This is a genomic window from Sphingosinicella soli (assembly GCF_014199685.1).
Classification (GTDB): Bacteria; Pseudomonadota; Alphaproteobacteria; order Sphingomonadales; family Sphingomonadaceae; genus Sphingosinicella; species Sphingosinicella soli.
This window is the reverse complement of record NZ_JACHNZ010000022.1, coordinates 56,909-69,785: the sequence shown is the minus strand read 5'-3', so window position 1 is coordinate 69,785 and position 12,877 is coordinate 56,909. Positions and strand designations below refer to the sequence as shown.

12 protein-coding genes are annotated in these 12,877 nt (G+C 65.7%); 8 read left to right on the top strand and 4 right to left on the bottom strand.

Features of this window, described 5'->3' with window-relative positions; translation table 11 throughout:
• Positions 1 to 95: 95 nt before the first annotated feature.
• A complete protein-coding gene (gene tyrS, locus GGQ98_RS10720; protein ID WP_184069289.1) occupies positions 96 to 1,319 on the bottom strand; it encodes a tyrosine--tRNA ligase in 1,224 nt (407 codons plus the stop codon).
• Positions 1,320 to 1,350: 31 nt separating this feature from the next.
• Between tyrS and GGQ98_RS10715 the strand changes: the two genes are divergently transcribed.
• Positions 1,351 to 2,436 (top strand): anhydro-N-acetylmuramic acid kinase, encoded by a 1,086-nt coding sequence (locus GGQ98_RS10715; protein WP_184069287.1) that lies wholly within the window; start codon positions 1,351 to 1,353, stop codon positions 2,434 to 2,436.
• Between the two features lie 108 nt (positions 2,437 to 2,544).
• Complete coding sequence (locus GGQ98_RS10710) at positions 2,545 to 3,630, top strand: branched-chain amino acid aminotransferase (RefSeq protein WP_184069285.1); 1,086 nt, start codon at positions 2,545 to 2,547, stop codon at positions 3,628 to 3,630.
• A 19-nt stretch (positions 3,631 to 3,649) separates the two neighbouring features.
• Here GGQ98_RS10710 and GGQ98_RS10705 read toward each other — a convergent pair whose 3' ends face one another.
• Positions 3,650 to 4,297 carry an alpha/beta hydrolase gene (locus GGQ98_RS10705; RefSeq protein ID WP_184069283.1) on the bottom strand — a complete coding sequence of 216 codons (648 nt, stop codon included), beginning with the start codon at positions 4,295 to 4,297 and terminating at the stop codon, positions 3,650 to 3,652.
• Positions 4,298 to 4,393: 96 nt separating this feature from the next.
• Here GGQ98_RS10705 and GGQ98_RS10700 point away from each other — a divergent pair, with 96 nt between their 5' ends.
• The 4 genes from GGQ98_RS10700 to GGQ98_RS10685 all read left to right on the top strand — a co-directional run bounded on the left by GGQ98_RS10700 (position 4,394) and on the right by GGQ98_RS10685 (position 10,570).
• The gene (locus GGQ98_RS10700; protein WP_184069281.1) at positions 4,394 to 5,461 is read left to right on the top strand and encodes a cysteine desulfurase family protein; all 1,068 of its coding nucleotides are present in this window, start codon (positions 4,394 to 4,396) and stop codon (positions 5,459 to 5,461) included.
• Positions 5,458 to 6,585, top strand: a complete 1,128-nt coding sequence (locus GGQ98_RS10695) for a cysteine desulfurase family protein (RefSeq protein ID WP_184069279.1) — start codon at positions 5,458 to 5,460, stop codon at positions 6,583 to 6,585. Before GGQ98_RS10700 ends, GGQ98_RS10695 begins: the two co-directional genes overlap by 4 nt.
• Entirely contained in the window at positions 6,582 to 6,917 is a 336-nt protein-coding gene (locus GGQ98_RS10690; RefSeq protein WP_184069277.1) for a 2Fe-2S iron-sulfur cluster-binding protein, read from the top strand. Before GGQ98_RS10695 ends, GGQ98_RS10690 begins: the two co-directional genes overlap by 4 nt.
• Before the next feature lie 197 nt (positions 6,918 to 7,114).
• A complete protein-coding gene (locus tag GGQ98_RS10685; protein WP_207791350.1) occupies positions 7,115 to 10,570 on the top strand; it encodes an indolepyruvate ferredoxin oxidoreductase family protein in 3,456 nt (1,151 codons plus the stop codon).
• A 64-nt stretch (positions 10,571 to 10,634) separates the two neighbouring features.
• Here GGQ98_RS10685 and GGQ98_RS10680 read toward each other — a convergent pair whose 3' ends face one another.
• Complete coding sequence (locus GGQ98_RS10680; protein WP_184069273.1) at positions 10,635 to 10,967, bottom strand: hypothetical protein; 333 nt, start codon at positions 10,965 to 10,967, stop codon at positions 10,635 to 10,637.
• Between the two features lie 105 nt (positions 10,968 to 11,072).
• Between GGQ98_RS10680 and proC the strand changes: the two genes are divergently transcribed.
• Positions 11,073 to 11,873: a pyrroline-5-carboxylate reductase gene (gene proC, locus GGQ98_RS10675; RefSeq protein ID WP_184069271.1), complete on the top strand. Its 801-nt coding sequence runs from the start codon at positions 11,073 to 11,075 to the stop codon at positions 11,871 to 11,873.
• A gap of 56 nt (positions 11,874 to 11,929) precedes the next feature.
• On the opposite strand, the gene GGQ98_RS10670 is transcribed toward proC, so the two are convergent.
• The gene (locus tag GGQ98_RS10670; RefSeq protein WP_184069269.1) at positions 11,930 to 12,424 is read right to left on the bottom strand and encodes a MarR family winged helix-turn-helix transcriptional regulator; all 495 of its coding nucleotides are present in this window, start codon (positions 12,422 to 12,424) and stop codon (positions 11,930 to 11,932) included.
• A gap of 231 nt (positions 12,425 to 12,655) precedes the next feature.
• Here GGQ98_RS10670 and GGQ98_RS10665 point away from each other — a divergent pair, with 231 nt between their 5' ends.
• On the top strand, positions 12,656 to 12,865 hold the full coding sequence (locus tag GGQ98_RS10665; RefSeq protein ID WP_184069267.1) for a hypothetical protein: 210 nt from the start codon (positions 12,656 to 12,658) through the stop codon (positions 12,863 to 12,865).
• Positions 12,866 to 12,877 lie beyond the last annotated feature (12 nt).

Sequence of the window (12,877 nt, the reverse complement as noted above, 5' to 3'; positions counted from 1 at the left end):
CACCCCATATGAATATGTCTGCAAAATATGGTCCGAGCAGCCAAAACGGTTTATCAGAGAACCGCACCATCAAAACGAGGGACTAAACACCTAGCCTACCGGAAGTTCACGACCCCGTGCCGTTTCTTGCCTGCCGACACGCGCACCGCGCCGGGGCCTGAAACCGTGGCGGCTGCGTCCGTCACCGCTTCGCCGTTCACGCGCGCGCCGCCCTGCGTGATGAGGCGCCGTGCTTCGCCCTTGGAGGCGGAGAGGCCGAGGTCGACGAGCGCATCGACGAGCGGGATCGCGGCCGTGGCGGAGATGTGCGGCAAATCCTCGCCTGCGCCGCCTCCGGCAAACGTCGCACGCGCGGTCTCCGCCGCGCCTTGGGCCGCATGTTCACCCCGGCACATCGCTGTCGCCGCGTTCGCGAGCGCTTCCTTGGCGGCGTTGATCTCCGCGCCTTCCAGCGCTTCGAGACGCGCGATTTCATCCAGCGGCAGGTCGGTGAACAGCTTCAGGAAGCGGCCCACGTCGGCATCGTGCGTGTTCCGCCAGAATTGCCAGTAGTCGTAGGCCGGCAGCGACTCCTCGTTCAGCCACACGGCGCCCGCCATCGTCTTGCCCATCTTGCCGCCGTCGGCGGTGGTGATCAGCGGCGTCGTCACGCCGAACACTTCGGCGCCGTCCACGCGGCGGGCGAGTTCGACGCCGTTCACGATGTTGCCCCACTGGTCGGATCCGCCCATCTGCAGGCGGCAACCCGCGCGGCGCGACAGTTCGAGGAAGTCGTAGGCCTGCAGGATCATGTAGTTGAATTCCAGGAAGCTCAGCGACTGCTCGCGCTCCAGCCGCAGCTTCACCGAATCGAAGCTCAGCATCCGGTTCACCGAGAAATGCTGGCCGATATCGCGCAGGAACGGAATGTATTCGAGGCGGTCGAGCCAGTCGGCATTGTCGACCATGATCGCGTCGGTCGGCCCGTCGCCGAAGCTCAGGAACTTCTCAAAGATGCGCTTGATCGAGGCAACGTTGCTCGCAATCGTCTCGGTCGTCATCAGCCGCCGTGCCTCGTCCTTGAAGCTCGGGTCGCCGATCTTGCCGGTGCCGCCGCCCATCAGCACGATCGGCTTGTGCCCCGCCTGCTGAAGCCGCCGCAGCAGCATGATCTGCACAAGGCTGCCGACATGCAGCGAGGGCGCCGTGGGATCGAAGCCGATATAGCCCGGGATCACCTGCTTCGCCGCGAGCGCGTCGAGCGCCGCAGCGTCGGTCTGCTGATGGATATAGCCGCGTGCATCGAGCAGGCGTAGGAGGTCGGACGTGAATTGGGTCATAGCGGGCGGGCGATAGCATGAGGGTGAGCGTATGAGTAGCGGGCTTTATCGCGCCGTCGGTCTGATGTCAGGCACGTCGATGGACGGCATCGATGCCGCGCTGATCGAAACCGACGGCGAGTCGCATGTCCGCCCGCTCGGCTTCCTCAGCGTTCCTTATGCCGACACGACCCGCGAAAAGCTCCGCGCGTCGATCGAACGCGCGCTTGCGATCGAGATGCCGGGCGCAGACCCGGTGATCGACGCGGCGGCGCAAGAGATCACCGCGCTCCACGCCGACGCCGTGCGCGCTTTGCTGAAGGGTGCGCCTGCGGACGTCGTCGGTTTCCACGGGCAGACCATCGCGCACCGCCCGGAGCGCGGCTGGACCTGGCAGATCGGCGACGGCGCGGGTCTTGCGCAGACGCTCGGGATTCCGGTGGTCGCGGACCTGCGCTCAGCCGACGTCGCGGCGGGCGGGCAGGGCGCGCCGCTGCTTCCCGTCTATCACCGCGCGCTGGCTTCCGGGCTTGGCGGTCCGGTCGCCGTGCTCAACCTCGGCGGTGTCGGCAACATCACGTTCCTGGGCGCGGACGATGCCATGATCGCCTTCGATACCGGCCCCGCCAACGCGCTCATCGACGACTGGGTGCTCGCTGCGCGCGGGCTCAGCCACGATGCGGGCGGCGCGATCGCGGCGTCGGGGGTGGTCCACGAGGAGGTGCTGGCGCGCATGGCGGGCGTCGACTGGTTCGCTGCGCCGCCGCCCAAATCGCTCGACCGCCAGGCGTTTTCTCTGAACGCCGTCAGCGGCCTGTCGTTCGAGGACGGCGCGGCGACGCTCACCGCGTTCACGGCGGAGACCGTTCGGCTGGGGCTCGATCATCTTCCGGCCCGTCCGGCGCGGCTGCTCGTTACCGGCGGCGGGCGGCATAACGCCACGCTGATGCGGATGCTCGCCGCGCGCACCGGCATTCCCGCCGATCCCGTGGAAGCTGTCGGCTGGCGCGGCGATGCGATGGAAGCGGAGGGGTTTGCCTATATGGCCGTCCGCAGGCTCTGCGATCTGCCGATCAGCTTTCCCGGCACCACGGGCGTTCCGGCGCCCACCGTGGGCGGTATCGTCTTCCGTTCCTGACACATCTGTATGGACAGTGGCTTGCCAAAGCCCCACGCAATTTTCTAAGGCAGCGCACGAGCAGGCGCTGGGACCGCGTGCCGACATAGCGAGTATTAGGAGAGCACCATGACATCCGGTCTTGAATTCCGCGTCACCCCTGCAACGCCGGTCCCCGCTGCGGAGCGTGCGAAGCTGATTGAAGACCCCGGCTTTGGAAAGCTCTTCACCGATCACATGGTGACGATCGAGTGGACCGAGGGCAAAGGCTGGCACGATGCGGAGCTTCGCCCGCGCGCGCCGTTCTCGCTCGATCCGGCAAGCGCGGTGCTGCACTACGCGCAGGAAATCTTCGAAGGCATGAAGGCCTATCGCGGGCGCGGCGGCGAGATCACGATGTTCCGCCCCGAACAGAACGCACGGCGTTTCAACGAATCGGCGGCGCGCATGGCGATGCCGCAGATCCCCGAAGACCTGTTTCTCGAGGCGGTCGAGAAGATCGTCGCCGCCGATCGCGACTGGATTCCCGATGGCGACGGCAGCCTCTATCTCCGCCCCTTCATGTTTTCCGATGAAGTGTTCCTCGGCGTCAGGCCCGCCGCGCACTACATCTTCTGCGTGATCGCGAGCCCCGTCGGGCCGTATTTCAAGGGCGGCGGCAAGCCGGTCACGATCTGGGTGTCCGATACCTACACGCGCGCGGCGACGGGCGGCACCGGCGCGGCGAAGTGCGGCGGCAATTATGCGGGCAGCCTCATCGCGCAGGCCGAAGCGATTCGGCAGGGCTGCGATCAGGTCGTGTTTCTCGATGCGGCGGAGCGCCGCTGGGTCGAGGAACTGGGCGGCATGAACGTCTTTTTCGTGATGGACGACGGCAGCATCGTCACGCCGCCGCTCGGCACGATTCTTCCCGGCATCACGCGCGCCTCGCTCATCGAACTGGCGCGCGCCGACGGCGTGAAGGTGGAGGAAAAGCCCTACAGCTTCGACGAGTGGAAGGCTGACGCGGAAAGCGGCCGTCTGCGCGAGGTGTTTGCTTGCGGCACTGCGGCGGTCGTCGCCGCGATCGGCAAGGTGCGTTTCGTGGGCGGCGAATTCAGCATCGGCGATGCCTCCACGGCCGGCCCGGTCACGCAGAAGCTCCGCGAAGCCCTCGTCGGCATCCAGCGCGGCGAGTCGAACGACGAGCGCGGGTGGATCCGCAAGATCGCCTGAAGCTGTGGCGCGGCCGACCTTAACGGTCGGTCGCGAGCCGCATGTCGAGATAGGGGTCGATCACGCTCATCAGTTCGGTCATCTCGTTGGCGAAGAAATGGTTCGCGCCGGGGATGGTCTCGTAGGTGATCGTGATGTGCTTCTGCGTCTTCAGCTTGTCGACGAGCTTCTGAACCGCGCCGTGCGCGACCACCTCGTCGGCGAGGCCCTGGACGATCAGGCCCGAGGACGGGCAGGGGGCCAGGAAGCCGAAGTCATACATGTTCGCGGGCGGCGCCACCGAGATGAAGCCCTTGATCTCCGGCCGCCGCATCAGCAGCTGCATGCCGATCCACGCGCCGAAGCTGAACCCGCCGACCCACGTGACGGGCGCTTCGGGGTTGAATTGCTGCAGCCAGTCGAGCGCGCTCGCCGCGTCCGAAAGCTCGCCGATGCCCTGGTCGAACATGCCCTGGCTGCGACCGACACCGCGGAAGTTGAAGCGCAGCGTCGCGAAGCCGCGCTTCACGAACGACTGATACATCGCCTGCACGATCGCGTTGTTCATCGTACCGCCGCCCTGCGGATGCGGGTGGAGCAGGATCGCAACGGGCGAGCGCGGCTTGTTGCCGGGCTGGTAGCGTCCCTCGAGCCGGCCTTCCGGTCCGGGGAAAATCACTTCGGGCATCTATGGTCCTGATACTGTGCGCATGAAAGCGCATGCCTATATAGGAAACATCCGTCCGGACTCAATGATGAGTCGCGGCAGCGGCAAGGTTTGAATTTGAAGACGCGACTCTATCTCGACTGGAACGCGACCGCGCCGATGGATCCCGCCGCCCTGGATGCGATGGCGGAGGCCGCGCGCGCGTGGGCAAATCCCTCGTCCGTGCATGCCGAGGGGCGGCGCGCGAAGGCGCTTCTGGAGGATAGCCGCGACCGCATCGCCGCCGCGCTCGGCGCCTTTCCGCAGCAGCTTGTGTTCACGAGCGGCGGCACCGAGGCGCTTGCCCTCGCGCTGAATGGGGCGGTGGCGAAGCGCCGCCTCGTCCTCGCGACCGAACATGCCGCCGTCCTCGCCGCCGCGCCCGATGCAGAGATCGTCGCGGTCGATGCGACCGGCGTCCCGTGTTTGCCTGCGCTGTTCCCCGGCGATCTCCTCGCCGTCAGCCACGCCAACAACGAAACCGGCGTCATCCAGCCTGTCGCCGAAATCGTCGAGGCCGCCCACGCGGCCGGTGCCCGCGTCGTGTGCGATGCGGTGCAGACCGCCGGCAAGCTGCCGCTTCCGCCCGCCGACTTCGTTGCCGTTTCGGCGCACAAGCTCGGCGGCCCGCCCGGCGTCGGCGCGCTTGTCGTGCGCTGCGCCGATGATTTCGCCGCGATCCAGAAAGGCGGCGGACAGGAACGGGGGCTTCGCGGCGGCACCGAGAATCTCGTCGGCATCGCCGGTTTCGCCGCCGCGATCGAAGCGCGCCGCGCCGACACCGCCTGGCTCGACCGCGCGGGCACGCTGCGCGATCGCATGGAAGCCCGCCTCGCCGCGCTCGGCGCCGAGATCGTCGCGGCGTCCGCGCCTCGCCTCCCCACAACGAGCATGATCCGCATGCCCGGCATTCCCGCCGCCACGCAGCTCATCCGCTTCGATATGGCGGGCATCGCCGTTTCCAGCGGTTCGGCCTGCTCGTCGGGCAAGGTCGGCGCCAGCCATGTGCTCGCCGCGATGGGGATGCCGCCCGCGAGCGCTGCGGAGGCGATCCGCGTCAGCCTGGGCTGGAGCACGACCGAAGCGGAAATCGATGCGTTCTGCGCCGTGTGGGAAACGCTCGCGGCGGCGCGGCAGGCGGCATGAACATCTACCTCGATTATCAGGCGACAACGCCCGCTGACCCCGCCGTTGTTGCCGCGATGGCGCCGTTCTGGACTGCGAAGTTCGGCAATCCGCACAGCAGCCACCGCTACGGGTGGGAGGCGGAAGCGGCAGTGGATGTCGCGCGCGGCCACATCGCACGCCTATTGAATATGCAGCCTGAAGCCGTTGTTTTCACGAGCGGCGCGACCGAATCCAACAATCTGGCGCTGAAGGGCGTCATGGCCCGCGCCGCGCGTCGCCGTCTTGTCACGATTGCGACCGAGCATAGCTGCGTGCTTGAAACCGGCCGCTTCCTCGAAACGCAAGGCGCTTCCCTCACCGTGCTCGGCGTCGGCGCGGACGGCCTCGTCGATCTCGCAGCGCTCAGGGCAGCGCTCGGTCCCGATGTCGCGCTCGTCTCGGTGATGGCGGTCAACAACGAGATCGGCGTGATCCAGCCCTTCGCCGAAATCGCGGCGATGACGCACGCTGCGGATGCGCTTTTCCACTGCGATGCCGCGCAGGCCTTCGGCAAGGTTCCGCTCGACATGCACGCGCTCGGCATCGATCTGATGAGCCTGTCGGCGCACAAGGTCTACGGCCCGAAAGGCATCGGCGCGCTCGTCATCCGCCCCGGGCTCGATCTGGAGCCGCAGATGCACGGCGGCGGTCAGGAGGGCGGGGGCCTGCGCTCCGGCACGCTCGCGGCGCCGCTCGCGGTCGGCTTCGGCAAGGCCGCCGAGATCGCCTGCGCAGGCATCGCGCAGGATGCCGCCCATGTGGAGGCGCTGTGGGATGCGTTTCTGGCGGCGCTGCACGTGCCGCATGCCATCAACGGCAGCACGGCGCAGCGCTGGCGCGGGAACATGAATGTCCGCTTCGAAGGGCTGGATGGGGATCGCCTGATCGCGGATCTGCGCCGCATTTCCATTTCGTCGGGCGCGGCGTGCGCAAGCGCGCAGGGACGCCACAGCCATGTTCTGGAAGCGCTCGGCCTGTCCCGCGCGCAGGCAAAGGCGAGCCTGCGCATCGGATGGGGGCGTTTTACGACGCAAGACGATGTGCGGACCGCCGCCGCGATGATCGGCGATGCTGTTCTGCTCCAGCGGAGGAGCGCGGCGTGACGCTGGTGCGCTTCATTTCCGCCGATGGTTCCCGCATCGTCGAGGTTGATGCGAAACCGGGCGAGCGTGTGCTGGAGATCGCCCAGACGCACGATCAGCCGCTGGAAGGCGTCTGCGAGGGGCAGATGGCGTGCTCCACCTGTCACGTCATCGTCGCCGAGCGGCACGCCGCGCTGCTCCCGCGTCCGAGCGTCGAAGAAGAGGACATGCTCGATTTCGCCTGGGGCGCATCGCGCCATTCCCGGCTGGCCTGCCAGCTTTACACAGCGGCGGATATGCCTGAACTTGAAGTGCGGATGCCGGGCGCGGCCGTGAACATGCAAAGTCGCTAGAATCTGCCTTTCAGTCGGCGTTTTGCCCGCGTCGTCGAAAAACTCTGCTCAAAGGAGAGGTTTGTTTAGCACGATCTGCCTCAATTTTCGCCTTTCGATGCCCGGATCGTCCAAAAACCGGGCCTGAACGCGTTGTAATTTTCTTGCGCGACGGCGGTTAAGGCAGTATGGCTTACCTATTGAGGGAGAATCGACCTATGTCCACGAAACCTGCCGTCACGCTCAGCGACAAATACCTGCTTGAAGACGGGCGTGTGTTCATGAGCGGCGTTCAGTCGCTGGTCCGGCTTCCCCTCATCCAGAAGGCGCGCGACCGCGCTGCGGGCCTCAACACCGCCGGTTTCATTTCCGGCTATCGCGGTTCCCCGCTCGGCACCTACGATCAGGAACTCTGGCGCGCGAAAAAGCTTCTCGAATCGCAGGACGTCCGCTTCGTCCCCGGCGTCAATGAAGAGCTTGGCGCCACCGCCGTGTGGGGCACGCAGCACGTCGGGCTCAATCCGCACCGCAAGTTCGATGGCGTGTTCGGCATCTGGTACGGCAAGGGCCCCGGGCTCGACCGCGCCATGGACGTGCTGAAGCACGCGAACGCGGCCGGCACCTCGCAGCACGGCGGCGTCCTCGCCATTGTGGGCGACGATCACGGCGCCAAGTCCTCCACGCTGCCGCACCAGTCGGACCATAATTTCCTCGCCGCCTTCGTGCCGTTTCTCTACCCGGCGAGCGTCGACGAATATGTCGAATACGGCCTTCTCGGCATTGCCATGTCGCGCTTCGCCAGCACGTGGGTGGGCTTCAAGGCGACCGCCGATACCGTCGAAACCTCGGCGACGATCGATCTTGCCAAGGAACAGCGCCGCATCATCATGCCGGGTGATTTCGAAATGCCCGAAGGCGGTCTCGGCATCCGTGAAGGCGATATCTGGCGCGAGGAAGATACCCGCCTGCAGCGCTACAAGGGCTTCGCGGCGATGGCCTTCGCCAAGGCGAACGGCATCGATCGCACGGTGTGGGATACGCCGCGGCCCCGCTTCGGCATCATCACCACCGGCAAGGCCTATGCCGACACGATGGAGGCGCTCGACGCGCTCGGCATCGACGCGGCGGTCGCGCGCGACATCGGCCTTCGCATCTACAAGGTCGGCATGCCCTGGCCGCTGGAGCCGGACGGCATCCGCCAGTTCTGCGAGGGGCTGGAGGAAATCCTCATCATCGAGGAAAAGCGCGAATTCATCGAGCATCAGGTCCGCTGGCAGCTCTACAACTGGCGCGAGGACGTGCGCCCGCGCATCGTCGGCAAGCAGGACGAGCAGGGCGAGTGGCTGCTCAATCCCGATAACGAGCTGACCCCCGGCATGATCGCGCATGTCGTCGCCAGCCGCATGCAGAAGTATCACGATACCGATCGCATCCGCGCCAGCCTCGCCTTCTTCGAGGAGCGCGCGAAGACGTCGGAAAATTATACGCCGCCGACCAAGCGCGCGCCCTATTTCTGCTCTGGCTGCCCGCACAACACGTCGACCAAGGTGCCCGAAGGCAGTCGCGCTATGGCCGGCATCGGCTGCCACATCATGTCGATGTGGATGGACCGCGAGACGGGCAACTTCACGCAGATGGGCGGGGAAGGCGTGCCGTGGATCGGCGAGGCGCCGTTCGTCGACGAGCCGCACATCTTCGCGAATCTCGGCGACGGCACCTATTTCCATTCCGGCAGTCTCGCCGTGCGCCAGTCGATCGCGGCGGGCGTCAACATCACCTACAAGATCCTCTACAACGACGCCGTCGCCATGACCGGCGGCCAGCAGCATGACGGCGAGATTTCGGTCGGCCAGATCGCCGCGCAGATGCTTGCCGAAGGCGCGAAGAAAGTCGTCGTCCTCACCGAGGACATGTCGCGCTATGAAGGCGAGACCGTCTCGGGCGTGCCGGTGAAGGACCGCGACTATCTGCCCGCGATCCAGAACGAGTTCCGCGACACCAAGGGTACCACGGTCATCATCTTCGACCAGACCTGCGCGGCGGAAAAGCGCCGCCGCCGCAAGAAGGGCAAGTTCCCCGATCCCGATCGCCGCGTGTTCATCAACACCGCCGTCTGCGAAGGCTGCGGCGATTGTTCGGTGCAGTCGAACTGCGTGTCGGTGGAGCCGGTGGAGACCGAATTCGGCCGCAAGCGCCGCATCAACCAGTCGAGCTGCAACAAGGATTTCTCCTGTCTCAAGGGCTTCTGCCCGAGCTTCGTGACGGTGGAAGGCGCGCAGATCAAAAAGGCGAAGTCTGCGGATGTCGATCTGTCGGAGGTGCCGCAGCCGGCGCTGAATGCGCCCGGCCACGGCTACAACATCTTCGTCACCGGCATCGGCGGCACCGGCGTGCTCACCATCTCGGCGCTGCTCGGCATGGCCGCGCACCTGGAAGGCAAGGCGTCGACAACTGCCGACATGGCCGGTCTCGCGCAGAAGGGCGGGGCGGTCTACAGCCACGTCCGCCTCGCGGATCGCAGCGATCAGCTGCTCAGCCCGCGCATCATCGCGGGGTCCGCGGATCTCGTGCTCGCCTTCGATGCGGTGGTCGCGGTGGACAAGGCTGCGCAGAATCTGATGCTGCCGAACCGCACAGCGGTGGTCGCGAATGCGAACATCTCGCCGGTCAGCGATTTCGTGCGCGACCGTGATCTCGATTTCCAGCACGCCGCCATCGAGCGGGCGATCCGCAAGGCTGCGAACCCGAACGCCACGACCTTCGTGAAGGCGGACGAGATCGCCACCGCACTGCTTGGCGATGCCATCGGCACCAACATGCTGATGCTCGGCTATGCGTGGCAGCAGGGGCTTGTTCCGCTGGCGCTCGCCAGCATCGATGCGGCGATCGACCTCAACGGCGTCGCCATTCCCTTCAACAAGCGCGCCTTCGCGCTCGGGCGGATGCTCGCGCACCGGCCGGACAAGGTGATGGCGATGGTCGAGGAAGCGAAGGGCCCCGCGCCGGAGCCGCTTTCCGAAACGCTGGACGATCTCATCGCCCGCCGCGTGAAGGATCTCACGGCCTATCAGGACGCGGCGTATGGCCAGCGCTATGCGCAGCGGATCGCCGATGTGCGCGCAGCAGAGCAGGCCGCCAAACCCGATTCCGAGTGTCTGACGCAGGCGGCGGCGCGGTCGCTCTACAAGCTGATGGCCTACAAGGACGAGTACGAGGTCGGGCGGCTCTACACCGACGGGCGTTTTGCAGCGGCGATTCAGCAGCAGTTCGGCGGCGACTACAAGATGAAGGTGCAGCTTTCGCCGCCGCTGTTCGCGCGGCCCGATCCGCGTACCGGACGTCCGAAGAAATATGAATTCGGCCCGTGGATCATGCCGATGTTCAGGATACTGGCGAAGCTGAAGGGTTTGCGCGGCACGCCGTTCGACATTTTCGGATATTCGCAGGAGCGCAGGGAAGAGCGCGAAGCGATCCCTGCCTTCGAAGCCGATCTCGATCGTCTGATCGCGGGTCTCCGTGCCGACAATATCGGCCTTGCGACGTCCCTTGCCGCGTTGCCGCTCGATGTGCGCGGCTATGGTCCGGTGAAGGAAGAGGCTTCGAAAAAAGTCGCCGCGCGGGCGGCGGCCCTTTGGGCGAAATGGCCCGGCGAGGCGCTTCGACAGGCGGCTTGAGCACGAAAAAAAACCCGGCCCGCAGGTGCGGCGCCGGGTTTTTTAAAAAGTAGAGACCGCAGCTTTACTGGTCGGCGGCGTCGCGCACGGCGTCGGCCTTGTCTTCCATGGCATCGGCCTTGGCTTCGCCTTGCTCGCGAACGGCGTCGGCCTGATTGTCCATCGCCTCCTCAGCGGGCGAATCGATGCCGTCCAGTGTCGGATCCATGTTGTCGGCAGCGTCTTCCATCTGATCGGCCTGCGCGTCCGCGCTGTCGCGCATGATATCAGCCTGATCCTCGATAACGTCTGCGCGGTCTTCCGCTGCCTCTTCAGTCGGGCTGTTGCACGCGGCAAGAGCGCTGAAAGCCGTCAATGCCGCAGCTGCGGTGGCGACTCGAAAAACCTTCGATTGCATAGCGATCTCCTTATCTTCGGTTCCCACATAACAATGGGCGGGCGCATTGGTTCCGAAAGTCGCGATTGCGGTTGCCGCGATGCCCGGTTAAGGAGCGCATCGATTATGCAGAACGAGAACAAAATTCGAACGCTGTGGCTGATCGGCTGCGGCAACATGGGGAGCGCGCTGCTGGCGAGCTGGGCGGATGCCGCCGAAGCCGTCGTCGTCGTCGATCCGGGTTCGCCGGTGGTTCCCGCAGAGGTCGAGCTTTTCCAGGCGTTGCCTGAGGGCGCGCCGCCGCCCGATGTGGTCGTGCTTGCGGTCAAGCCTCAGGTGGCCCCGGCCGCGCTTGCGGGGCTCCCGGCGCTTGTCGGGCCCGAAACGATTGTCATCTCGATCATGGCGGGCACCATGCTTGCCGAACTCGCCGCGTTTTCCGGCGATGCGATCACCGTCCGCGCGATGCCCAATACGCCCGCCGCAGTCGGCAAGGGCGTCACCGCGCTCTTCGCAAACGGCCTCTCCGACGACGCACGCGTGTCGATCGAGCAACTCTTCGCACGCACCGGATCAGTCGTCTGGCTTGAAGCCGAAAACCAGTTCGACGCCGTCACCGCCGTCTCCGGCTCCGGCCCGGCCTACGTCTTCCGTTTTATCGAGGCCCTCGCCGCCGCAGGCGAAGCTGCGGGTCTTCCGCCTGAACTCTCGGAAAAGCTGGCCCGCGCCACCGTCGTCGGCGCCGCCGCGCTCGCCGAAGCCGACCCCCGCAGCCCCCGCGATCTGCGCGCCGCCGTCACTTCGCCGGGCGGCACCACTCAGGCAGGCCTCGAAGCGCTCGACGCGGATCCCGGCCTTCCAGCACTGGTCCGCGCCGCCGTTCGCGCCGCCGCCGGCAGGTCGAAGGAACTCGCCGAAGGGCGCTAGAGCATCGTGCGGAAAAGTGGGAACCGGTTTTCCGCAAAAAACGATGCGTCCACACCCTAGTCCCGCTGCTGCAGATCGGCGACAGCCTCCCGCAGGTCGGGGGGCAGCAGGCCGCGCAGAACCGACCAAAATCCGCCCACGGCCTGTTGCCCCGCTTCGGCATAGGCCTCGGCCATGCGCCGTCGCAGAAGATCGAAGAGTTCGTGCTCGAACGCCGTGCCCGCATCGGTCAGGAACAGCCGCCGCTGTCGCCGGTCCCGTTCACCGACCTTCTGCTCGACAAGTCCGCCGTCCTGCAGGTCGGTGAGCACCCGTCCGAGCGATTGCTTCGTGATGTCGAGCAGCCTCAGCAACTCGGAAACGGTGAGCCCCGGCTGCCGCGCTATGAAATACAGCGAACGGTGATGTGCTCGCCCATAGGGCGTGCTCCCCAGCTTGTCGTCCGCGTGTTTGATCAGGCTGGAATAGCCGAAGTACAGAAGTTCGATGCCCCGGCGGACCTCGGCCTCGCGCAGGAACAACGGTGACGGCGGCAAAAAAGAGTCAGCCATATTGACGCATCTTGCACGGATCGCGCTTCGGGAGAAGGTGTGAAAAACCGATACGTACCAGTCATGGTTTCAGAGTCACACTTCGACTGTAAAACCCAACAGCCGGCCGAAATGGTTGTTTAAAGACTTGATTTCGTAATACTTGCGCATTAGTCGAGCTCGCGGTTGGGGACCGCCATTTAGTAAAGAGAGTTCGGGATTACGTCCCGACCCCAAGCACAGGCCTATTGTATGAAATTGCGTGTACAAGCATTTACGGCACCCGTTATTGCCGCCGCATTTCTCATCACGCCGTCGCCCGTTTCCCCGGGTCAAGCGAGCAGCGTTCATCAGCGCTACCACGCGGATAAAGGCCTGTATCGGATGGATCGCGGGGCTGCGGATATGGAGCGCGTTGATGGCGAGGCGCTGGCGGCTGTCGAAAGCGTCCTTTCGGATTGAGCCCGCCCTCCG

What these genes read in the sequence shown, in the direction of transcription:
- tyrS (WP_184069289.1), bottom strand. Translation starts at nt 1,319, where the DNA reads ATGACCCAATTCACGTCCGACCTCCTACGCCTGCTCGATGCACGCGGC.
- GGQ98_RS10715 (WP_184069287.1), top strand. Translation starts at nt 1,351, where the DNA reads ATGAGTAGCGGGCTTTATCGCGCCGTCGGTCTGATGTCAGGCACGTCG.
- GGQ98_RS10710 (WP_184069285.1), top strand. Translation starts at nt 2,545, where the DNA reads ATGACATCCGGTCTTGAATTCCGCGTCACCCCTGCAACGCCGGTCCCC.
- GGQ98_RS10705 (WP_184069283.1), bottom strand. Translation starts at nt 4,297, where the DNA reads ATGCCCGAAGTGATTTTCCCCGGACCGGAAGGCCGGCTCGAGGGACGC.
- GGQ98_RS10695 (WP_184069279.1), top strand. Translation starts at nt 5,458, where the DNA reads ATGAACATCTACCTCGATTATCAGGCGACAACGCCCGCTGACCCCGCC.
- GGQ98_RS10685 (WP_207791350.1), top strand. Translation starts at nt 7,115, where the DNA reads ATGTCCACGAAACCTGCCGTCACGCTCAGCGACAAATACCTGCTTGAA.
- GGQ98_RS10680 (WP_184069273.1), bottom strand. Translation starts at nt 10,967, where the DNA reads ATGCAATCGAAGGTTTTTCGAGTCGCCACCGCAGCTGCGGCATTGACG.
- proC (WP_184069271.1), top strand. Translation starts at nt 11,073, where the DNA reads ATGCAGAACGAGAACAAAATTCGAACGCTGTGGCTGATCGGCTGCGGC.
- GGQ98_RS10670 (WP_184069269.1), bottom strand. Translation starts at nt 12,424, where the DNA reads ATGGCTGACTCTTTTTTGCCGCCGTCACCGTTGTTCCTGCGCGAGGCC.
- GGQ98_RS10665 (WP_184069267.1), top strand. Translation starts at nt 12,656, where the DNA reads ATGAAATTGCGTGTACAAGCATTTACGGCACCCGTTATTGCCGCCGCA.